The 20,262-nt window shown below is 59.0% G+C and carries 20 protein-coding genes and 1 riboswitch; of the genes, 8 read left to right on the top strand and 12 right to left on the bottom strand.

Annotation, left to right across the window (positions count from 1 at the left end):
• Window positions 1-58 precede the first annotated feature (58 nt).
• On the top strand, window positions 59-931 hold the full coding sequence (locus tag BLV11_RS13635; protein WP_091815443.1) for an HDOD domain-containing protein: 873 nt from the start codon (window positions 59-61) through the stop codon (window positions 929-931).
• Between the two features lie 66 nt (window positions 932-997).
• Here BLV11_RS13635 and gcvH read toward each other — a convergent pair whose 3' ends face one another.
• From gcvH to thiC, 6 genes are all read right to left on the bottom strand, one after another.
• Window positions 998-1,390, bottom strand: coding sequence for a glycine cleavage system protein GcvH (gcvH, locus tag BLV11_RS13630; protein ID WP_091815440.1), 393 nt, complete (start codon window positions 1,388-1,390; stop codon window positions 998-1,000).
• Window positions 1,391-1,449: 59 nt separating this feature from the next.
• Window positions 1,450-2,058, bottom strand: coding sequence for a YqiA/YcfP family alpha/beta fold hydrolase (locus BLV11_RS13625; protein WP_091815436.1), 609 nt, complete (start codon window positions 2,056-2,058; stop codon window positions 1,450-1,452).
• Window positions 2,058-2,861 carry a 3',5'-cyclic-AMP phosphodiesterase gene (cpdA, locus tag BLV11_RS13620; protein ID WP_091815432.1) on the bottom strand — a complete coding sequence of 268 codons (804 nt, stop codon included), beginning with the start codon at window positions 2,859-2,861 and terminating at the stop codon, window positions 2,058-2,060. Before cpdA ends, BLV11_RS13625 begins: the two co-directional genes overlap by 1 nt.
• 125 nt (window positions 2,862-2,986) lie before the next feature.
• A complete protein-coding gene (locus BLV11_RS13615; RefSeq protein WP_091815429.1) occupies window positions 2,987-3,460 on the bottom strand; it encodes a DUF1249 domain-containing protein in 474 nt (157 codons plus the stop codon).
• Window positions 3,457-4,095: an NUDIX domain-containing protein gene (locus tag BLV11_RS13610; protein WP_091815426.1), complete on the bottom strand. Its 639-nt coding sequence runs from the start codon at window positions 4,093-4,095 to the stop codon at window positions 3,457-3,459. Before BLV11_RS13610 ends, BLV11_RS13615 begins: the two co-directional genes overlap by 4 nt.
• Before the next feature lie 82 nt (window positions 4,096-4,177).
• Window positions 4,178-6,055, bottom strand: a complete 1,878-nt coding sequence (thiC, locus tag BLV11_RS13605; protein WP_091815423.1) for a phosphomethylpyrimidine synthase ThiC — start codon at window positions 6,053-6,055, stop codon at window positions 4,178-4,180.
• A gap of 86 nt (window positions 6,056-6,141) precedes the next feature.
• Window positions 6,142-6,287: riboswitch (TPP riboswitch) on the bottom strand.
• 161 nt (window positions 6,288-6,448) lie between these two features.
• On the opposite strand from thiC, the gene BLV11_RS13600 reads away from it, so the two are divergent.
• Entirely contained in the window at window positions 6,449-7,810 is a 1,362-nt protein-coding gene (locus BLV11_RS13600) for a TolC family outer membrane protein (protein WP_091815420.1), read from the top strand.
• A 57-nt stretch (window positions 7,811-7,867) separates the two neighbouring features.
• On the opposite strand, the gene waaA is transcribed toward BLV11_RS13600, so the two are convergent.
• Window positions 7,868-9,124 carry a lipid IV(A) 3-deoxy-D-manno-octulosonic acid transferase gene (gene waaA, locus BLV11_RS13595; protein ID WP_091815415.1) on the bottom strand — a complete coding sequence of 419 codons (1,257 nt, stop codon included), beginning with the start codon at window positions 9,122-9,124 and terminating at the stop codon, window positions 7,868-7,870.
• A 174-nt stretch (window positions 9,125-9,298) separates the two neighbouring features.
• Between waaA and lpxL the strand changes: the two genes are divergently transcribed.
• Genes lpxL through BLV11_RS13575 form a run of 4 tightly spaced genes read left to right on the top strand, consistent with a single transcriptional unit; the run spans window position 9,299 to window position 13,363 of the window.
• The gene (gene lpxL / locus BLV11_RS13590; protein WP_245726033.1) at window positions 9,299-10,246 is read left to right on the top strand and encodes an LpxL/LpxP family Kdo(2)-lipid IV(A) lauroyl/palmitoleoyl acyltransferase; all 948 of its coding nucleotides are present in this window, start codon (window positions 9,299-9,301) and stop codon (window positions 10,244-10,246) included.
• Entirely contained in the window at window positions 10,246-11,208 is a 963-nt protein-coding gene (locus BLV11_RS13585; protein ID WP_091815406.1) for a mitochondrial fission ELM1 family protein, read from the top strand. The genes lpxL and BLV11_RS13585 overlap by 1 nt, the downstream gene beginning before the upstream one ends.
• Complete coding sequence (locus BLV11_RS13580) at window positions 11,205-12,323, top strand: glycosyltransferase family 4 protein (RefSeq protein WP_091815403.1); 1,119 nt, start codon at window positions 11,205-11,207, stop codon at window positions 12,321-12,323. Before BLV11_RS13585 ends, BLV11_RS13580 begins: the two co-directional genes overlap by 4 nt.
• Window positions 12,320-13,363, top strand: a complete 1,044-nt coding sequence (locus tag BLV11_RS13575) for a glycosyltransferase (RefSeq protein ID WP_091815399.1) — start codon at window positions 12,320-12,322, stop codon at window positions 13,361-13,363. The genes BLV11_RS13580 and BLV11_RS13575 overlap by 4 nt, the downstream gene beginning before the upstream one ends.
• On the opposite strand, the gene BLV11_RS13570 is transcribed toward BLV11_RS13575, so the two are convergent.
• Window positions 13,312-14,157 carry a glycosyltransferase family 2 protein gene (locus BLV11_RS13570; RefSeq protein WP_091815396.1) on the bottom strand — a complete coding sequence of 282 codons (846 nt, stop codon included), beginning with the start codon at window positions 14,155-14,157 and terminating at the stop codon, window positions 13,312-13,314. The genes BLV11_RS13575 and BLV11_RS13570 overlap by 52 nt on opposite strands.
• Before the next feature lie 138 nt (window positions 14,158-14,295).
• On the opposite strand from BLV11_RS13570, the gene BLV11_RS13565 reads away from it, so the two are divergent.
• A complete protein-coding gene (locus BLV11_RS13565) occupies window positions 14,296-15,201 on the top strand; it encodes a lysophospholipid acyltransferase family protein (RefSeq protein WP_091815394.1) in 906 nt (301 codons plus the stop codon).
• A 15-nt stretch (window positions 15,202-15,216) separates the two neighbouring features.
• Here the strand turns inward: BLV11_RS13565 and BLV11_RS13560 are convergent, their stop codons facing one another.
• On the bottom strand, window positions 15,217-16,242 hold the full coding sequence (locus BLV11_RS13560; RefSeq protein ID WP_091815389.1) for a glycosyltransferase family 4 protein: 1,026 nt from the start codon (window positions 16,240-16,242) through the stop codon (window positions 15,217-15,219).
• A gap of 68 nt (window positions 16,243-16,310) precedes the next feature.
• Between BLV11_RS13560 and BLV11_RS13555 the strand changes: the two genes are divergently transcribed.
• Window positions 16,311-17,405, top strand: coding sequence for a glycosyltransferase family 4 protein (locus tag BLV11_RS13555; RefSeq protein WP_091815386.1), 1,095 nt, complete (start codon window positions 16,311-16,313; stop codon window positions 17,403-17,405).
• Here BLV11_RS13555 and BLV11_RS13550 read toward each other — a convergent pair.
• Genes BLV11_RS13550 through rfaD form a run of 3 tightly spaced genes read right to left on the bottom strand, consistent with a single transcriptional unit; the run spans window position 17,389 to window position 20,080 of the window.
• Window positions 17,389-18,138 carry a glycosyltransferase family 2 protein gene (locus tag BLV11_RS13550; protein ID WP_091815382.1) on the bottom strand — a complete coding sequence of 250 codons (750 nt, stop codon included), beginning with the start codon at window positions 18,136-18,138 and terminating at the stop codon, window positions 17,389-17,391. The genes BLV11_RS13555 and BLV11_RS13550 overlap by 17 nt on opposite strands.
• Window positions 18,135-19,142 carry a lipopolysaccharide heptosyltransferase II gene (waaF, locus tag BLV11_RS13545; RefSeq protein WP_091815379.1) on the bottom strand — a complete coding sequence of 336 codons (1,008 nt, stop codon included), beginning with the start codon at window positions 19,140-19,142 and terminating at the stop codon, window positions 18,135-18,137. Before waaF ends, BLV11_RS13550 begins: the two co-directional genes overlap by 4 nt.
• Window positions 19,139-20,080, bottom strand: a complete 942-nt coding sequence (gene rfaD / locus BLV11_RS13540; RefSeq protein WP_091815376.1) for an ADP-glyceromanno-heptose 6-epimerase — start codon at window positions 20,078-20,080, stop codon at window positions 19,139-19,141. Before rfaD ends, waaF begins: the two co-directional genes overlap by 4 nt.
• Between the last annotated feature and the right edge of the window lie 182 nt (window positions 20,081-20,262).

Below are 20,262 nucleotides of genomic sequence, written 5' to 3'. Positions count from 1 at the left end.
CAGCGAAAATGAACGCGTCAGACTACACTGTTGACGTCGTCGTCCAGGATAGCAGGCCATGGCCGCAGAGCTTACTGAAGAGCAGATCCACAATGTCCTGCAGGGTATTCGAGTCCCTCCTCAGCCGCAGATTCTGGTGGACCTGCAGATGGAACAGGCTATGCCGTCCCAAGACAACAGCCAGATCGCCCGACTGATCCGTCAGGATGTCTCGCTGTCGGGCATGATGCTGAAGTTTGTGAATTCCCCGTTCTATGGCCTGACAAACAAGATCACCTCTATCGAGCAGGCCCTCGATCTGCTTGGACCTGCCACCGTGGTCAATATCGTGAACGGTCTGTCGATCAAGGGGGAGATGTCCGATGAAGCGATCATCCGGCTGACCCGCTTCTGGGACACCGCCACCGATATCGCCATGGCATCGGCCACCATTGCCAAACAGATTGGTGCCCGCAACCCCGATGAGTCTTATGCGCTGGGCCTGTTTCACAACGCGGGTATCCCGCTGATGCTGAACCGCTTCGCCGATTACGACGATGTGATGATTGAGGCCTACAGCCAACCGGAGACCAAGATCACCGACACCGAAAACCGATATTTCAACACCAATCACGCGGTGGTTGGTTATTACACGGCCAAATCCTGGAACCTGCCCCGGCACATCTGCGAAGCCATTGCCGAGCACCACAACACCGATCAGGTGTTCCAGCCGGGCGACAATACCCCGGGCAACAAGAAAACCTTACTGGCCATCCTCAAGATCGCCGAGCACCTGTGCGGTAACTTCAGCATCCTTGGCCAGCAGGATCAGGACTATGAATGGGAACGGGTCAAGAAAGGCGTACTGGAGTACGTAGGTCTGAGCAGCTACGACCTGGAGACAATGGCGGAAAACTTCCGTGACCTGGGGATCGACATTCACGGAGACTAGCGAGCCAGACGACCAAAGGATCGGGGACAGAGCTCCGCCCTGCCCCGACAGGCTGAAATCCCGGCGTTACTCCTGCTCGGCAACCAGCTCGGCGTAGGTGTCTGCGTCCATCAGGCTATCAAGCTCACCTTCATCGGCCAGCTTGACCTTGAACAGCCAGCCTTCCCCGTATGGATCTTCATTCACCATTTCCGGTTCATCTTCCAGGCTTTCGTTGATGGCCAGTACCTCACCGGTAACCGGACTGAACACGTCGGACGCGGACTTGACCGATTCAGCCACTCCGGCCTCTTCGCCACCATTGACGGTAGCACCGACTTCCGGCAAACCAATGTAGACCACGTCACCCAGCTGTTCCTGGGCAAAATCGGTTATACCAACCGTTGCCGTGCCATCCCCTTCAAGCCGCACCCATTGATGGGTTTCAATGTATTTTACGTTGGCTGGAATTTCGCTCATTTTTAGAATCCTTGGCGTCTTTTCTGCGAAGTTTACCCGATATTACCCACCAGACTCCATTACCCGCGAGGGCTGGTGTCCCGTCGGGTCATAGCAAAAAATGCCAGTATTGCCGGCACCACCACGTCGAAATTCTGGAAACGGTGGTCTCCACCGGCCTGAATCCAGGCTGGTGAGCCCGGATAGCGCTGCAGCGCAGCCCGATAATCCAGGGTCTCATCCCCACTTTGAAGTAATAGCAGCAGCTTGCCCGGGCTGCGAATGACGCCCGGATCCAGGCGCCTCAGAGCCGCCATGTGGTCAACAGTCAGGAGATAGTCTTCACCGGTATAGGGATTGTGCTGGGGCCCCAGGTAGTCGTGCAGGAGATCGTAGGGGCGAACGGCGGGGTTGATCAGCGCCGCCGGCACACCGAACTGCTGACTCAACGCCGCTGCATAGAAGCCACCCAGGGAGCTTCCGATAATGCCGAGCGGGCGGCCGGAGACCGACGTCAGAACAGCGCTCGCACGCTGGTAAGCCTGAGTCGGGTCGAAGCCCAGTTCCGGCACCAGCAGTTCAATATCAGGATTCAGGTCTGGCAACCAGGTCCGCAGCTCATTGGCTTTCAAAGAGCGGGGGGAACTGTTAAAGCCGTGCAGATAAACAATGGCCGGTTTCAGAGACATCAGTAACCTGTGCTGTTCACGTCCGGCTCGAACGCAAATCCGGAGGTTCGCCCAACTTCCGTTTCCACCGCGCCGGAGGGCAACAACTCAAACCAGCGGTAGCCAGGCGCCAGCTCATCCACCGCGAAGTCGTCTGAGCCACCCTTGAACTGGATACAGGTTGATGGCGTCGCCAACAGGCGCACTCCGTTCCGCACCTGATCCCATTCCTGATGGATATGTCCCCACAACACCACCCGAACCTGAGGAAAGCGATCCAGCACCTGCCAGAACGCATCCCGGTTTTTCAGCCCGATGTTGTCCATCCAGCCAGAGCCGATATCGACCGGGTGATGATGCAGCGCCACCAACGTTGGCAGCGGTTCATTTTCACTCAGGGTGGTTTCCAGGAAGGCCAGTTCAGTCTCGGTCAGGTGGCCGTGAACCTTGCGATGCACCGACGAATCCAGCAGCACGAACTGCCAGCCGCCAGCGATCAGGTGCTTGCAGGAGGCGTCCGGGCCGGCCAGACGTCCGAGTAACCCGGAGTCGTCATGATTACCGGACATCCACAGAACCGGACCATCAAACACCGAGAGCTTTCGGGACAGTTCCCGGTAGGCGCTTTCCGAAGCATCCTGGGCCAGATCCCCGGTCACCAGCACAAGGTCAGGCTCGGGACGTTCCTGGCGTACCTGAGCAATGACCGCATCGAGGCTGTCGCGGGTATTTATACCGAGAAGCCTGCCCTGTGGATCCGCCATCAAATGCGGATCTGTCAGTTGCAGTACCCGGAGGCGCTTTGTGTCGTCGCGTTGCGTCATAACACCTGAATCGTTGGTTTGTCGTACTGCCCCTTTGCAATACCTTGATCGACTGAGGTTATTGAGTTTCCAGTCATGATTCCTGAATAGGTGTCACATTCCACTCAACAATCAATCAGTTCGCATTAGCCATTGGTCCAAGTCACAAGCTCAAACGGGGCGTGGCCGAACCTGAGACAGAAGTCCAGCCAATCCGCCAGAAAACTGTTTACCTGAACTTTCTCGTCGGGATGATGCATGAAGCGATTGGGGTAGTCATTGACCGGAGCGATGCGTTTTTCACGGCGCCAGCTAATCACTTCGGCCATGCCGGCATCGTGGTATACGCGAACGGTCAGTTCAGGGTTATTGAGCCAGCGCCCACCATTGTGGATCTGCTCAAGCAGCAGGGTTTCCGTGTACTTGGCGGTCTGCAGAACCTGAATACGGACTCGCCCCAAGTATGTGTCGTTGCGGTGCAACTCAAATTCGGAGCACGGCTGCCCAATGCTCTCGACCTGACGCAACTGTTCCAGGCGCCGATAGTTACCTTCGCACAGCGCGCCCAGACGACGAAGGTCGGGCACATAACGTCGCGGTTTCATGACCCATTCCGTCATGGCGCGCTCCAGCTCTGACGGATCCGCTGACGGTGAAGTTGCAGCCATTGCAGCGCAATGATGGCCGCCGCATTGTTAATACGCCCATCGGCGATCATCGCCACAGCCTCGTCGAATGCCACGACATGAACGCGGATATCCTCATGCTCGGCTTCAATCCCGTGAACTCCGCCGGCATGCTCGGAGGACACCTGCCCACAATACAGGTGAATAAGCTCGGTCGTACCACCCGGAGACACCAGGTATTCGCAGATTTTCTCCAACTGCCCGAACTGCAGTCCAGCTTCCTCCTGCCCCTCCCGTTGGGCCACCTGCTCCGGGGTTTCACCATCCTCATTCATGCCGGCCACCAGCTCCAGCAACCAGGGCGACTGCTCCCGCCCCAATACCCCTGGCCGGAACTGCTCCAGCAGGACGACCTCATCGCGATCCGGGTCATAAGGCAAAACACAGGTCGCATCCCCGCGGATAAATAACTCGCGGGTAAACAGCGGCATCTCATCACCACCAAATCGGGGATGGGTCAGCCAGAGCTTGTCCATGCGAAAAAAACCCTGAAACACCGTTTCCCGGCGCTCAATCCGCACATCGTGCTGGCCGAACTGAAACGGCCCCACAGCGTTTTCTGTAGGCATCACTGGATCGCTCTGTCGAAAAAATGAAAGGTCACCGGCCAACGATAGCCGGTGCCCCTCCACCTTGGCAAGCGTCGCCCGGTTACACCTTATCGTAGAGCTTTCCGCCAGATTCACGGAACTCGCGGGACTTCTCCTGCATGCCCACGTCGACGGCAGAACCCTCATCCAGTCCGTTTTCCTTGGCGTAGTCACGGACTTCCTGGGAGATTTTCATTGAGCAGAACTTGGGGCCACACATGGAGCAGAAATGCGCCACCTTGGCAGACTCCTTGGGCAGGGTTTCATCGTGGTAGGCTCTCGCCGTATCCGGATCCAGTCCCAGGTTGAACTGGTCTTCCCAGCGAAACTCGAAACGGGCCTTGGACAGCGCATTATCCCGCACCTGGGCGCCCGGGTGACCTTTGGCAAGATCCGCCGCGTGAGCCGCAATCTTGTAGGTGATGATGCCGGTCTTGACGTCGTCCTTGTTCGGCAGCCCCAGATGCTCCTTCGGCGTGACGTAACAGAGCATGGCGCAGCCGTACCAGCCAATCATCGCCGCACCGATACCGGAGGTGATGTGATCGTAGCCCGGCGCAATGTCAGTGATCAGCGGCCCAAGGGTGTAGAACGGCGCTTCGTCGCAGCATTCGAGCTGCTTGTCCATGTTCTCCTTGACCAGGTGCATGGGCACGTGTCCCGGCCCCTCAATCATGACCTGAACGTCGTGTTTCCAGGCAATCTTGGTCAGCTCACCCAGGGTTTCAAGTTCACCGAACTGGGCCGCGTCGTTGGCATCCGCAATAGAACCAGGACGCAGACCGTCGCCGAGACTGAACGACACGTCGTAGGCCTTCATGATTTCGCAGATTTCCTCGAAATGGGTGTAGAGAAAACTCTCGGTGTGGTGCGCGAGGCACCACTTGGCCATGATCGAGCCACCACGGGAAACGATGCCGGTGACGCGGTTGGCGGTCAGAGGCACGTGATGCAGGCGCACGCCCGCATGGATGGTGAAGTAGTCCACGCCCTGTTCGGCCTGCTCGATCAGGGTGTCGCGGAAGATTTCCCAAGTCAGGTCCTCGGCGACGCCGCCCACTTTCTCAAGGGCCTGGTAGATCGGCACGGTACCAATGGGAACCGGGGAGTTACGAATAATCCACTCACGGGTTTCGTGGATGTTCTTGCCGGTAGACAGATCCATGATGGTATCGGCACCCCAGCGGATCGCCCAGGTCAGCTTTTCCACCTCTTCCTCGATGGAGGAACTGACGGCGGAGTTGCCAATGTTACCGTTGATCTTCACCAGAAAGTTGCGGCCGATAATCATCGGTTCGGATTCCGGGTGATTGATGTTGGCCGGGATGATGGCTCGCCCCCGGGCGACTTCGTCACGGACAAATTCCGGGGTAATTTCCTGCGGCAGGTTCGCACCAAACGACTGCCCCGGGTGTTGATCTTTCAGCAGCCCCTGAGCCCGCGCTTCCTGCAGTTTCTGGTTCTCCCGGATGGCGATGTACTCCATTTCCGGGGTAATGATGCCCTTGCGGGCGTAGTGCATCTGGGTAACGTTCTGACCGTTCCGCGCCTGACGCGGTTTACGTTCGTCCATGAATCGCAGAGGATCCAGTTGCGGATCTTTCATTCTCCGGCGGGTAAACCCGGAGGAGTAGTCCGCCAGCAGCTCGGTATCGTCCCGTTCCTCAATCCAGCTCGCACGAACCGGGGCAAGTCCGCGGCGGAGGTCGATGTCTGCCTTGGGGTCCGTGTAGGGGCCGGAGGTGTCATAGACCACGACCGGGGGATTCTTTTCTCCGCCCATTTCGGTTGACGTATCACCAACCTCAATTTCCCGCATGGGCACACGGATATCGGCACGACTGCCTTCAACGTAAATCTTGCGGGAATTGGGCAGAGGCTTTACCGCTGCGGTGTCGACCTGAGCGGAATCACTGAGATAGGAAGGTACCGTCGTCATAGTTGCGTCCCGTGGGAAATCAATGGTTTTGGGTCGCGTATGACGGGAACGGCAGCCAATATACGGGAAAACCCCAAGGTGCCGTCCGAAAGTATTGCCTCGAATTCCTACGCCGGTATTATCCGGTTCAGGTCAGCGGGTTCTGGATAGCCGGCCCGACATAAAGCCATGGCCCGCCCACAATCTCAGCCGGTACTTCCTGATGGTTGTACCAGCACCCCGTCAAGACGCGATAAGTCAGTTTTTGGCACCCTGCAATACCAACCGTAGCCGACAATTTAGGTGCCAGATGCAAGTGTAGAGATCGGGTTGATTATTGTCCATAATGACCGCGCAGGCCCGTCAAGGATTTCAAATGCCGGCAACTCTGGCATTCCCCTACTAGGAGATGACATGAAAAAACGATTGCTAAGCGGATTGATAGGGCTGCTCAGTGCCCAGCCGGCACTGTCCCTGAACCTGATCGAAACATACGAAAAGGCTCTCTCCTACGATTCCGGCATCGCTTCCGCACGGGCCAGTTACGAAGCCCAGCAGGCCAGCGTCGACATCAGTCAAAGCACCCTGCTGCCACAGATTTTTGCCTTCGGCGACGCCGATTACACCGACCAGGACGGCCCTGCCATCGACAACGGTGCACGCACGCTCTCATATGGCGTCCAGCTGACCCAACCACTGTTCCGGGCGGATGACTGGTACCAGTACGACGCCAGTAAATTCCAGAGCGAATCGGCTCGGGCCCAGTACAACCTCGCCCAACAGCAGCTGATGCTGAATGCGGCCACCGCGTATTTCAACGTCTTGCGGGCGGCGGATAACCTGACCACCACCCAGGCCGCAGAAAAAGCCTTCCAACGCCAGTACGAACAGTCCCAGGAACGCTTCGACGTTGGCCTGATCGCCATTACCGATGTCTACGAATCCCGCGCCGGCTACGATGCCGCCCGGAGTGTTCGTATTGCCGCCGCAAACAATCTGAACATCGCCCACGAGCGCCTGGCCCGCCTGACTGGCGAATACGCCGACACCGTGGACAACCTGAAGCAGGAGTTCCCGCTCAGCCAGCCTGAGCCCCAGGATCCGTCAGCATGGGTGGACACGGCCCTTGAGCAGAACTGGAATGTGCAGGCGGCCCAGTACGACCTGCAAACCAGCGAAGCCAATCTGGCAACCGCAAAGTCGGGCCATTACCCGACCTTGGATCTGAACGCCTCCTATGGCGAAGCCGACGTGGATGGCGCCTTTTTCGCGCCGAACGACGGCACCACGACCGAAGGCTCCGTCAGCCTGACTCTGACCGTTCCCATCTACACCGGTGGCGGCACTCAGGCCAGCGTTCGCCAACAGCGTTCCCTGCTTGAGGCTACCCAGCAAAGTCTGGAAACCATCCGCCGGGACGTCAGCGTCAACACCCGCAGCCTGTACCTGACGGTGAACAACAACGTCGAGACAGCGTCATCACTTTACCAGACCATCATTTCCCGCCGCAGCGCCCTCGACGCAACCCGGGCCGGCTACGAGGTGGGCACCCGGAATATTGTGGAAGTGCTCGACGCCGAGCGAAACTACTATGAATCCCTGCGGGACTACTCCAATGCCCGCTACGATTACGTCGTCAACACCCTGACCCTGAAGCTGTCTGCCGGCACCCTGAGCCCACAGGACCTGATGGACCTCAACAACTGGCTGAGCGCTTCCGCACCGGGTATTGAAGCCCTGGCCAACGAAGCCGAGGATGCAGCCGCCGCCCGGTAACAGGTTCGGAGATTCTCCTGCGGGTAGCCAGTCTGCCCGCAGGAAACTGGATCTAAATCAGACTCGCCCAACGATCCCGTCAACCACCCGCTCGAGCGCCCCCCGATTCGCCTCCACCACGGCCAGTGCGTTGGTACCAGCCCGGTTTGCCGCCTCCCGGTCGACGATCAGATCGTGGAGATGGTTCGCCAGATCATCACTACCCGGCGTAATGTAAACGCCCTCCCGGGCACGCAAGCCGCCATAGATCGTCTCAAAGTTGAAGACATGAGGACCCGACAGAACCGGCATTCCCCACGCCGCCGGCTCCAGCGGATTGTGACCACCGCGCTCAATGAGCGAACCTCCCACAAAGGCGATATCGGCGGCCCCATACAGCATCAGCAACTCCCCCATGGTGTCGCCCAGATAGACCTGCGTCTGCACTGACGATTGATCCAGCGAGCGTCGGGACAGGGAGAAGCCCTGATCCACCACCAGCTTCGCCACTGTTTCGAAACGCTCAGGATGCCGGGGCACAATCACCAACAGGCAATCCGGGTGCTTTGCCAGTACCTTCCGGTGGGCCAGTAATATTTGCTCATCCTCACCCCGGTGAGTGCTGGCGGCAATCCACACTGGCCGCTCCACGCCAAACCGCGCCCTCAGCGCCCGGGCAGCGTCACGGAGGCTGGCACTGATATCCACATCGAATTTGATGCTGCCGGTGACCGACACCGTTTCCGCCTGAGCGCCGATACGCAGGAAACGGCTGGCATCGTCATCAGCTTGGGCAGCAATCCAGGTAATACTGTTGAGCAATGGTGTCACCAGAGAGCTGACCCGCTCATAACCCTGAGCAGACCGCTCCGACAACCGGGCATTGATCAGAAACATCGGAACGTCCCGGTCATGGCTAAGGGTGATCATGTTGGGCCAGAGTTCAGTTTCCATAATCACCAGGGCGCAAGGGTTCACCCGCGCCAGGAATCGCCTGACGGCGCCAGGCGTATCATAGGGTGAATAGGCATAACGCACCTGATCGCCAAACATGGCCCGGGCCCGCGCCAGCCCGGTCTGGGTCATGGCGGTCATCAGGATGGGTGTGTCCGGTATTCGCTGCAGCAACGCCTTGACCAACGGCGCGGCGGCAATGGTCTCGCCCACAGACACCGCATGCACCCAGATCACCGGCTGTTCTGAACGGGGAACAAATCCAACTCTCTGCTGCCAGCCGATACGGGCCTCTTCATTGCCACGACCACCCCACCACAGACGCAGGAGCACAAACGGCAGGGCAATACGAAAGACCAGCGAGTACAGAAAATGCAGCATGACAGCTCCGGACAGAGGATAAGCGCGGCCATTCTACCCAATCCCGCCCCCAATGGCCCACGTGTGATCGACTCGCCGAGGCCTACGGTACTGATAGGGCAGCCATTCCCACTTTAGTACAGGGTATTGAGCCTGCTAAACTTCCTGTCCAAATCAATGTCAGGCCAGAACACGGTGAGCAAGCAAAGAACGTCCACCCGGGAGACCCGTTATTCCAGATTCCTCCACCCTCGCTGGTGGCCCACCTGGGTCATTGTCAGCCTGATGTGGCTGATGGCGCAGCTGCCGCTCAGACTCCAGTGGGTCTTGGGCAAAGGGATTGGCGAGCTGGCCTACCGGCTGATTCCCCGCCGGCGTCACATCGCAGAGGTCAATATCCGACTCTGCTTTCCGGAGCAGTCTCCCGCGGAGCAGCAGGCTCTGGTGCGAAAAACCTTTCACTCAAACGGTATCGGCATCATGGAGATCGGCCTGGCCTGGTTCCGGAACCCCAAGGCCTTTCGCGCCATTACCGAAGTCCATGGTCTGGAACATATCGAGGCCGCCCAGGCCAGGGGCAACGGCATCCTCCTTCTGGGAGGGCATTACAGTACACTGGATCTTGGTGGCAGCCTGGTATCACTGTTTATTGAGGCCGACGTCATGCAGCGGGATCACAACAATCCGTTAATGAATGCGATCATGACCCGGGCACGGGAGCGCCGATACGGCGTTGCCCTGGGGAGCAAGGACCTGCGGGGTTTGCTGAAGCGTCTGAAACAGAACCGTACCGTGTGGTATGCCACCGATCAGGACTATGGCCGCAAGGGGATAGTCTTCGCACCCTTTTTTAACGTTCCTGCCGGCAGCATTACCGCCACGTCCCGGATCACCGAGCGCAGCGGTTGCACCGTGATTCCGTTCAGCCATTTTCGGCGCGAGGGCAAGCCTGGCTACGACATCTACTTCCACCCGCCGCTTCTGGATTACCCCTCCGGCGACGACCTGAAAGATGCCACCCTGGTCAACCACACCATTGAACAGGAAATCCGCCGCCATCCCGATCAGTACCTGTGGATGCATCGACGATTCAAGACCCGTCCATCCCCGGACGATCCCGACCTGTACCGGAAACAGACCTGATGACACCGCCACCGGCCATGCAAGGCCCAGCCCCGGCCATCTGGCTGCTGACCGATAACAAGCCCGGGCACCGCAACCAGCTCAAGGGCCTGGCAAACCGGCTAAGGGTGCTCACCGGAGCCAGCGCCCACTGGATAGAGACCGGGCCTATCGCGGTGCCGCTGTGGCGCGCCCTGCTTGGCATGCCTCCGGCACTGGACCGCCACTTGCCCCGCCCCAGCCTGATCATTGCGGCAGGCTCCGGCAGCCACCGGCTGTTGCTGTCACTACGACGCACCCGTAACTGTCAAACAGTGGTACTGATGAAACCGGCGTTTCCCCTGGCCATGGTGGATGCGGCCATTATTCCCGAACACGACCGGGTTCCCCCAAAACGCCATGTGGTGACAACCCGGGGGGTGCTCAATGCCATCACGCCCATGGCACGAATCACCGAAAAGCCCGAAGCGCTGGTTCTCGTGGGCGGTCCATCCCGCCATTTCGAGTGGGACAACGACCTGGTGTTTGAACAGATTCTCCGCCTGATGGCCAACCACCCCCAGTGGCGCTGGACCATTAGCAGCTCTCGTCGTACCCCGGAGGCACTGACGGAAAGGCTGTCCTCGCTGGAAAGTCCCAGAGTGACAATCGCCACCCCGGAATCCACCCACGATAGCTGGCTGAGCCATCAACTGGCATCCTCTCGGGCCGTCTGGGTGACGCCTGACAGTGTCTCCATGGTATACGAGGCGATTACCTCTGGCGTACCGACTGGACTGTTTGAACTGACGGCCAGGCCCCGCAGCAGGATAGCCGGTGGTGTGCAGCGCCTGGCAGAAGAGGGTCTGGTAGCCCTGTGGCAGGATCAAACCAGCGTGATGCAGGGAACAGCCAAGCACACCGCCCGGCTGTGGGAAGCCGACCGGGCTGCCAGGTGGCTGATCACAACCCTGCCAGCCTGGACCAGACGGGGACGCCCATGAGGGTTCTTCAGGTGCTCCCCGCCCTTGAGAGCGGAGGCGTTGAACGGGGCACGGTCGAGTTTGCCGCCGAACTGGTCAGGCAGGGTCACGAGTCCTATGTCATGTCCTCCGGCGGCGGCATGACCCAACTTCTTGACGCTCAGGGCTCGACCCACATCCAGATGCCCATCCATCGCAAGTCGTTGGCTTCGTTTGGCCAGATTCGGCCGGTCAGAGCACTGCTGAGAGAACTGCAGCCCGACATTATCCACATGCGTTCGAGGATGCCGGCATGGATCACCTGGCTTGCCTGGCGAGGACTGCCACCATCCGGGCGCCCGGCCTTGGTATCCACCTTTCACGGCATGTATTCGGTGAACCCCTACAGCGCCATCATGACCCGTGCCGACCATATCATCGCCGTGTCCGAGTGCGTCAAAACCTACATCCTGGAGAATTACCGGGTGCCGCCGGAGCACCTATCCGTCATTCAACGGGGAGTGGATGTCGAGGCTTTCAACAATCATCAGCTGGATCCCGTCTGGATCAGCCGTTTTTACCGGCAATTTCCCCACCTGGAGCACAAACAGCTGATCCTGATGCCTGGCCGGATCTCCCGCTGGAAGGGGCAATTGCTGTTCCTCGATGCCATGGTGGACATCGTACGCCAGCACCCCCAGTTCCATGGCGTGATTGTCGGCGGTACCGAAGCGGGCAAGCGCCACTTCCTGAAAGAACTGGAACAGCACCGCTCCGATCTCGGCCTCGATAATCAGGTCACCTTCCTGGGTCAGCGAAGCGACATGGCCGACCTGTATCGCATTGCGACTCTGGTCTGCCACATGTCCACCAAACCCGAACCCTTTGGTCGCACCGTCACCGAGGCGCTCGCAGCAGGTACACCGGTCGTCGCATTTGACCGTGGTGGCGCTGCCGAAACCCTGACCGCCTGCTTTCCTCAGGGGCTGGTGCCCCCTGATGATATCCGGGCGTTCGCCGCCAAGGTGATTGAACTGGCCGCCCAGCCGGAGCATACGATAGCACTGCCCGAACGCTTCCGGCTGGAAGCCCAGACCAGCGCCACCATTGATATCTACCAGCAACTGCTGACCCGGCGGAGCCACACGCAACGATGAGCGTACCCCACTGGCGCATCGCTCTTGTGCTTGCTACTCCGGGCGGTACCTGGGGCGGCATGGAAACCCATGTGCGCGATCTGGCGCAGGACCTGACATCCCGTGGCCATGAAGTCTGTGTACTGGGACACCCTGATTTCAGCCAGCGCTTTGCCGCACCTGTCCGCTTCTGCCCAATGCCCATGCACCTGGGGCGGCGAAACCCCTTGCTGAAGTTCCGGCTTCGTCGCGCCCTGGATAAACTCCATCCGGACATCTGCCATGCCCATGGCAACAAAGCCGCACAACTGATCCAGGGATACTCCACGTCAGTTCGCATCGGCACCGTCCATGGCCAGAAGTCATCGCTGTCACCGTTTTTGTCGATGGATGGTGTCATCGCCATCAACCATGATCAATTCCAGCGCCTTGCCCATAGCAACAAGACCCTGATTTATAATGGCATTACTCCCCCGGCCAAGAACGCCCCACTGCCCTCAGCATTCAGCCGACCTCTGGTGGTGACGGCCGGGCGACTGGAACCGGTCAAGGGCTATGAAGCCCTGATCAGAGCTTGGGCGCGGCTGACGCTCCCAGGCCATTTGGTGATCGCAGGTGACGGCAGCCTCCGGCAAACCCTTGAGCGGCTGATCGTTGCCCTGGGATTGACCGAATCGGTTTCCCTGATTGGCTATTCGGATGCGGTCGCCGCCTGGCTGACTCAAGCCGACGCCTGTGTTATCAGCTCACAACGGGAAGGCTTTCCATACCTGCTGGTGGAAGCCCTGCAGTGCGGCTGCCCGGTACTGTCGACACCGGTCGGCGGCGCCTCCGACTTCCTGCCACCGGATTTTCTGGCCGATGACGGTTCCGAAGCCGCTCTGGCAAACCTGCTGTCCCGCCACCTTGAGGATCCGGCCAACCTGAAGCAGGCACAATCAGAGTGCATGAGACAGGCACGGGAAGAGCTCACTCTGGAGGCCATGACCGCCAGCGTCTGCGATTTCTATCAACGCTGCCTCGGCGGGCGGTCACTATCCACCGGGGCCACCCCTGACTGAGACTCACCATGCCCCTCGCCCAAACGAGTCAGCATCTGTAGCTCTTTTGCCTTGGCCAGCCGCATGAAATTCCGGTTGGCTGCAACGATGGATACACTCAACCCATACCAGCCATTCAGTATCTGCCGGTGAAGCAGGTAATACTTGAAAAACTTGAGCGGAAATTCGACGAACAGACGGGCACTGGTGATTCTGCGTCCTTTCTCTGCCAGGAAGTGCGCCTGTTCGTTGGACAGCTGAAGGTACTTGCGCTCCATCTGCTCCAGAGTGATCACCGGCTGGTGGAGCACATCACCGGGAACAAAACCAACCCGTCCGCTGAGCACCCGCGGGCGATCATCATTACTGCCCGGAACGGCCTCGATGCGAGCCCGCTCACGGTGGTAAAGACGGAGGATCCGTTTGCTCTTGTCATGACGGAAAGGGTGCCCCGGCACCGGCTGCGACAATACCCAGCGCATTCTGAACCCGGCAAAGTCGGGGTCCGGTTCCTGTTCAAACAGTGCCTTCAGGTTGCTGACCAACTCGTCCGACAGCACTTCATCAGCGTCCAGGTCCAGCACCCAGTCATTCCGGCACAGGCTGGCAGCGTAGGCTTTCTGTACGGCAAACCCCTGCCAGTCGTGATGAACGAAACGGGCGCCATAGTGACAGGCAACAGCCTCGGTGCCATCACAACTGCCCGAGTCCACAACGATGACTTCATCGGCCCAATCGACCACCCTGGACAAGGTGGCACCAAGCCGAACTTCCTCATTTTTTGTAATACAATACACCGACACCGGTAGTGTCATAGCGACATATACCCCCACTCATCTGTCGAGTTCGCAGTACTTCTTTGCCACGCCCTGCCTGCCCCGCTTGATTGCGACCGGCCGCCGACAGTGGTAGTTTGCCTGCGCCTTTTTCGACGGTATGGAATCACAGGCAGCATGAGAGCCGTAAAACTTTTTCTGATCAATTCCCTGCTCAGCCTCGCGGGGTCACTGTCCCTGCGCATGGCCCAAAAACTGGGCAGTTCGCTGGGCTGGCTGCTTTGGAAGCTGCCGACCAAGGCCCGCGACGTCACCGATATCAACCTGTCCATCTGCTTCCCGGAATACAGCGAACAGCAGCGGGCAGAGCTGGCCCAGACCTCCCTGCAGCAAACAGGCATGACCATCCTGGAAATTCCACTGATGTGGGAACGTCCGGTGGAAGAGTGCCTCAACCTGATTCAGCAGGTGGAAGGCGAGGAGCTCATCAATCAAGCTCAGCAGGACGGCCGAGGCCTGATCCTGCTTGCCCCCCACCTGGGCAACTGGGAACTGGCCGGTCTGTATTTTTCGTCCCGCTACAAAATGGCCGCCCTTTACAGCCCGCCCAATATAGCGGAATTTGAAGACTACATGATCAAGGTACGCGGCCGTCTTGGCTCGGAACTGGTACGAGGCGATCGACGGGGGCTGGCGCGACTGGCCTCCATTCTTCGCGAAGGCGGTATCGCGGGCATCCTTCCGGACCAGTCACCCCGCGGCAAGGGCAATGCCTTTGCACCGTTCTTTGGTATGGAAGTCAAAACCATGACCCTGGTATCGAAGCTGATGCAACGGACCGGTGCCCGGGTCCTGATGACCTACGCCGAACGCCTGCCCAATGCCGAGGGCTTCCGTATTATTATCCGTGAGGCTCAGCCCGGGCTGGACGACAAGGACCCGGTGACGGCTACAACGGCACTGAACGCATCCGTTGAGCAATGCGTGCGGGCGCTTCCGGAGCAGTACCAGTGGGAATACAAACGGATGCGCCACCGCCCCCCAGGCATTGAAAATCCCTACAAGCCCGGACAAATCTGCTGACCGCCCTGGCGGCCGTCAGCTCAGGATGTCGTTATAGAGGGAAAGGTAGGCTTCAGCATTCCGCTCCGGACTGAATCGGGGCAGGGTGTCATCGCCGCCTGCGATCAGCCGCTCCCGCAAGTGCTTATCCGCAAGCACTGAACGGATGGCCTCCGCCAGTGCCCCGGCATCGCTGGGGCTGACCAGAAGCCCATTCACACCATGCTCGATAATATCCGGAATGCCACCGGCACGGGTCGCCACCACAGGCACCCGATGCTGCATGGCTTCGAGGATCGTCGAACCCAACCCCTCCTGAAGGGACGGAAACACCAGCAGGTCAAGAGCCGCCAGCCAGTTGCCGATATCGTCCTTGAAGCCAGCAAACTCGACATTACCCAACCCTTGGGCCTGCTCTTTCAGCGCGGCCTCTTCAGGGCCCTCCCCAAGAAAGAGAAAGATCGCCTCCGGGCAACGAGATTCCAGTTGAGCGGCGGCCTTCAAGGTTACCGCGTGGCCCTTATGTGCAAGGAAGCGCCCCACCTGCCCCAGCAGAATTTTTCCGGCATATTCCTCGCGGATACGCCGAACTTCATTCTCATCCACGGAGAAGCCTGAAAAACTGGATGGAATCACTTCAGTTCGGGCCGACATCACCGTGTGCTGCACAACAGCCCGAATGGCAGAACTGAGGCAGACCACCCTGCTGGCTTTGCCATAAGCCTGCCGGGTAACCCAGCCAGTGCCAAGCGGGTTATCTACTCGCCGGGTAATGACATAGGGCGTTCGCCTCAGCCATTGCTCGATAAGCCCCCAGTACACACCCTTGCCATCGTGGCAATGGATCAGGTCCCAGTCACCACCTGCACCATGGCCTTTGATAAAATGGCCGCATTCCCGCACCGCCACAGGCAACTCGGCAACAGCCTCCAGCAAAGGGTTACCCGGACGTGCGATCAGGGTTTGCTGGACACCTCGACTTGCGAGTTGGCGAATCAGGTTCAGGGTCTGACGCTCCCCCCCTGAAAAGCCTCGTGCCAGGTTTATGTGGCAGATATGCATATCAAAAACAGCCCGCGGATGATTTAATGGCGCCAGTTTAAGTGAATCAGTTTGAAAAGGATAATAGCGTGAAGGTCTTGATTATCAGCTCCTATACCGATACCTGGAACTCAGTGCGCCCGGAAGCGGAAATGCTGATTGAGCTGTCCAGACTCGGTGTCGATGTGGAGGTGATGACCCAGCCAGATGCGGAATATGTTCCCCGCTTTGAGGAGTGCGGCATCAGGGTTCGCGGCTACCATCCCAGCAAAAAGCTGAATCGCCAGGCCATAGCGATCATTCGCAAAACCCTGAAGGAAGGCCAGTTTGATGCAGTCTATTGTTTCAATAACAAGGCCATTGCCAACACCAACTTCGCGGCCTGGGGCTTGCCAGTCAAGGTACTGACCTACCGGGGTCAGACCGGCAACATCAGCCGCTGGGATCCCAGTTGCTACCTGACCCATCTGAGCCCGCGGGTCGACCGTATTATCTGCGTCTCCAAAGCCACCCGGGACGACCTCCAGCAGCACGTCTGGGGCAACAGGAGCAAGGTGTGCGCAGTCTACAAGGGCCATGATCTGCAGTGGTATCAGGATCAGCCCGTGGACCTCGGGCAATTTGGTATTCCACAAGGCGCGTTTGTCGTTGGGGCGGTTGCCAACGCCCGCCCGCGCAAGGGGCTGCCGGTGCTGCTCGATGCAACCCACCAATTACCAAAGGACAGCAACATCCACCTGTTACTGGTGGGCCGCGGCATGGATACCCCGGAGATTCAGACCATGATTCAGGCCAGCCCCATGGCCGACCGGATTCACCTGACCGGCTTCCGCCGGGATGCCCCCGCCATCATTGCCGCCTGTAACGCCTCCGTACTGGCCTCAACCAAGCGGGAGGGGCTGCCGAAGACCGTCATTGAATCGATGGCCTACGGAGTCGCGCCAATCGTGAGCGATACGGGAGGCAGTGCCGAACTGATCGAAGATGGCATTTCCGGAATCCGGGTAACACCTGGCAGTTCCGGGGAGATTGCCGCCGGCATACGACGGCTCCATGAAGATCCCGAAGGTTGCCAACGCATGGGTGAGAAAGCCCGCGAACGGATTGCCAGTCACTTTCACGTCAAGCAATCTGCACAGGCCCTGTTTGACGTTCTGACCGACACGATCAACGGCGACTTCTGATCCAGAGGGCGGCGTACTTGTTGAAGACATAGTGTGCCGTAAACACCGCCAACAGGAAGCCGTGGCGGCCGTCCAGAAAGCCAAGCTGCAACAAGTATTTGCGCAGAAAGGCTCCAACACTGTGACTGACAGCCGATCCGAGCGAGGCCTTCTTTCCCTTCCGTGCCCGGCCTTCGGCCCAGGCATCGGAGTAACGCACCGATTTGCTCATATAGTCACTGAAATCGGTTGCGGTGTAGTGCAACAAATCGCCTGCCAATGTCTCAACATGGGCGCCCTCACAAGCCACTTTCTCGTGCACCAGGGCATCGTCATAGCCGTACTCGGCGCGACGGTACAGACGCACAATCCGGTCCGGGTACCACCCGGAGTGGCGAATGAAGCGGCCAAAGAACCAGGAAAGCCGGTTGAGCTGGAACACTGTGTTGGCTGGCGCAGCAGACACCGCTTTCAGAACCGACTGCGCCAACTCCTCGCTTACCACTTCATCGGTATCCACCCAGAACACCCACTCACCCTGGGCATGGTTCTGCGCCCGCTGGCGCTGGGGACCAAAGCCCGGCCAGCCTTCAGAGCTGACCACCGTCGCGCCAGCCTCCTCGGCAAGGCGAACAGTGTCATCCGTTGAACCCGAATCGAGCACCACGATCTCATCAGCAAACTGCAGGCTATCCAGGCATCGCTTGAAGTCAGGGCCCGCGTTTTTGGCAATCAATACCGCACTCAGTTTCAAAGGCAGGCCTCCACGACCCGTTCAACCGATATTCCGGTCAGGCACTGGTAATGTCCGTAACGGCAGGTGCGCTCAAAGCACGGGCTGCATTCCACCGGATGCTGCAAAATCCGCGCAGAGTCGGTCAGCGGCGGAGTGAAATCGGGGCTGGTGGAACCATAGATGGCCACTACCTCTGCACCAGCGGCGGCAGCCACGTGCATCAGACCGGAATCGTGGCTGACCACCCGCTGACAGCGGTTGAACAGATCCACGGTATCTTCGAGGCGGGTTTGGCCACAGAGATTGAACACCCCTGCCTGCCCGGCCGCAATGTGTTCGCCAGCCCCCGTATCCTTGGGACCGCCCATGATCCAGACCTGAAAACCCCGTTCAGTCAGCTTTCTGGCCAGCGCACGGTGGTTATCCAGCGGCCATTGTTTGGCTGGGCCAAACTCAGCCCCCGGGCAGATCGCAATGGCAGGCTTGTCCGGATCCAACCCCAGCCGCTGCTCAACAGCCGCGGCATTCTCCGGATCCACCCGCAAGGCAGGCGACGGCACTTCAAACTGGTAACGGGCATAGTCTTCCCGGCTTGCGCCCAGTCCAAGGTAACGCCAGACCGTGCGATCGGTAATCTTCGAGCCTTCGCGGGTTGGGTGTCGCTTGCGAGCCTCCGTCAGCAGGATCGATCGCCCCTCACCGCTGAACCCCACCCGTTCGGGAACGCCTGCGAAAAAAGGAATCAGTGCAGACTTGAACGATCTCGGCAGAATGATCGCCTTGTCATAGCCTTTCAGACTCCGGGCCAGTCGCCATTGCTCTTTCAGCGCCAGTTTGCCGCTGCTCCAGGGGGCCGCGATACCACAATGCACTTCGGGCATGCGCGCAATAATCGGCAATGACCAGGCCGGGGCCAGCACGTCAATCACGGCCCCTGGATCACGTCGCTGAAGATCAATGAACAGCGACTGCGCCATCACCATATCTCCGACCCAGGACGGGCCGACGATCAGGTAGTTCATCGCTCAAGCCACTGCAGATAGCGCTCGACACCTTCGGCAACAGAGGCAAAAGGCTCCGAATAGCCGGCCGCACGCAACGCGCTGATGTCGGCTTGGGTAAAGCTCTGGTACCGCCCCTTCAACTCGTCCGGGAAGGGGATAAATTCGACACTCCCCTTACCGTGGTGCTGAATCACCGCTTCCGCCACTTCGAGGAATGACTGAGCCCGGCCGGTACCGAGATTGAAGATGCCGGACTGGCCCGGGTTATCCATAAACCACAGGTTGACCTGGCAGACGTCGTCCACGTAGACGAAGTCCCGTTGCTGGCCGCCATCGGAATAGCCGTCCCATCCCTCGAACAGTTTCGGGTTCTGGCCGACTTTGATCTGTTCATGCAGATGATAGGCCACCGATGCCATCTTGCCTTTGTGCTGTTCACGGGGACCATAGACGTTGAAGTAGCGGAATCCGACCACCTGGCTCTCAATTTCTGGCATCAGTCGGCGTACATACTGGTCAAACTGCCACTTGGAATAGCCGTAGACGTTCAGCGGTTTCTCACACTCACGCTGCTCGCGGAAATCGCTGCTGGCGCCATACACCGCGGCACTGGAGGCGTACAGGAAGGGAACCTGATGGTCCAGGCACCAGTGCAGAAGCACCTTGGAGTAGGTGTAGTTGTTCTCCATCATGAACTGGCCGTCCCACTCCGTTGTATCGGAACAGGCGCCTTCGTGGAACACCGCACGAATGCCCTTTGGCAGCGCATTTGCCTTAACCAGTGCCAGGAACTCGTGCTTGTCCATGTAATCGGCGATATCAAGCTCCGCCAGATTGCGGAAACGGGTGCCATCCTTGAGATCATCAACCACCAGGATGTTGGTTTCTCCGCGCTGGTTCAATGCGTGAACAATGTTGGCTCCGATAAACCCGGCGCCGCCGGTGACGACAATCATGGATACCTTCTCCTGAGGGAATATTGACGGGCTGGCCAGCCCTGTAACATGCCGGACTAATACTAACCTCTTTTCGGCCAGTCTAAAACCGAGCCCGCCCGCGCGCCCATGCGGCAACCGACTGAGACGGGACGGGAATTACCGATTGGTTAGGGCCCCATCGCACTCTGGGCCGCACCTGG

The organism is Marinobacter mobilis (assembly GCF_900106945.1).
In the GTDB taxonomy this organism is placed as follows: Bacteria; Pseudomonadota; Gammaproteobacteria; order Pseudomonadales; family Oleiphilaceae; genus Marinobacter; species Marinobacter mobilis.
The sequence above is the reverse complement of the archived record's forward strand: the minus strand, read 5'-3'. Positions and strand labels throughout refer to the sequence as shown.

Bases quoted from the DNA above. Each gene is read 5' to 3' on its own strand.
- BLV11_RS13635 (WP_091815443.1), top strand. From the start codon at position 59: ATGGCCGCAGAGCTTACTGAAGAGCAGATCCACAATGTCCTGCAGGGT.
- gcvH (WP_091815440.1), bottom strand. From the start codon at position 1,390: ATGAGCGAAATTCCAGCCAACGTAAAATACATTGAAACCCATCAATGG.
- BLV11_RS13625 (WP_091815436.1), bottom strand. From the start codon at position 2,058: ATGTCTCTGAAACCGGCCATTGTTTATCTGCACGGCTTTAACAGTTCC.
- cpdA (WP_091815432.1), bottom strand. From the start codon at position 2,861: ATGACGCAACGCGACGACACAAAGCGCCTCCGGGTACTGCAACTGACA.
- BLV11_RS13615 (WP_091815429.1), bottom strand. From the start codon at position 3,460: ATGACGGAATGGGTCATGAAACCGCGACGTTATGTGCCCGACCTTCGT.
- BLV11_RS13610 (WP_091815426.1), bottom strand. From the start codon at position 4,095: ATGCCTACAGAAAACGCTGTGGGGCCGTTTCAGTTCGGCCAGCACGAT.
- thiC (WP_091815423.1), bottom strand. From the start codon at position 6,055: ATGACGACGGTACCTTCCTATCTCAGTGATTCCGCTCAGGTCGACACC.
- BLV11_RS13600 (WP_091815420.1), top strand. From the start codon at position 6,449: ATGAAAAAACGATTGCTAAGCGGATTGATAGGGCTGCTCAGTGCCCAG.
- waaA (WP_091815415.1), bottom strand. From the start codon at position 9,124: ATGCTGCATTTTCTGTACTCGCTGGTCTTTCGTATTGCCCTGCCGTTT.
- BLV11_RS13585 (WP_091815406.1), top strand. From the start codon at position 10,246: ATGACACCGCCACCGGCCATGCAAGGCCCAGCCCCGGCCATCTGGCTG.
- BLV11_RS13580 (WP_091815403.1), top strand. From the start codon at position 11,205: ATGAGGGTTCTTCAGGTGCTCCCCGCCCTTGAGAGCGGAGGCGTTGAA.
- BLV11_RS13575 (WP_091815399.1), top strand. From the start codon at position 12,320: ATGAGCGTACCCCACTGGCGCATCGCTCTTGTGCTTGCTACTCCGGGC.
- BLV11_RS13570 (WP_091815396.1), bottom strand. From the start codon at position 14,157: ATGACACTACCGGTGTCGGTGTATTGTATTACAAAAAATGAGGAAGTT.
- BLV11_RS13565 (WP_091815394.1), top strand. From the start codon at position 14,296: ATGAGAGCCGTAAAACTTTTTCTGATCAATTCCCTGCTCAGCCTCGCG.
- BLV11_RS13560 (WP_091815389.1), bottom strand. From the start codon at position 16,242: ATGCATATCTGCCACATAAACCTGGCACGAGGCTTTTCAGGGGGGGAG.
- waaF (WP_091815379.1), bottom strand. From the start codon at position 19,142: ATGAACTACCTGATCGTCGGCCCGTCCTGGGTCGGAGATATGGTGATG.
- rfaD (WP_091815376.1), bottom strand. From the start codon at position 20,080: ATGATTGTCGTCACCGGCGGCGCCGGGTTTATCGGAGCCAACATTGTT.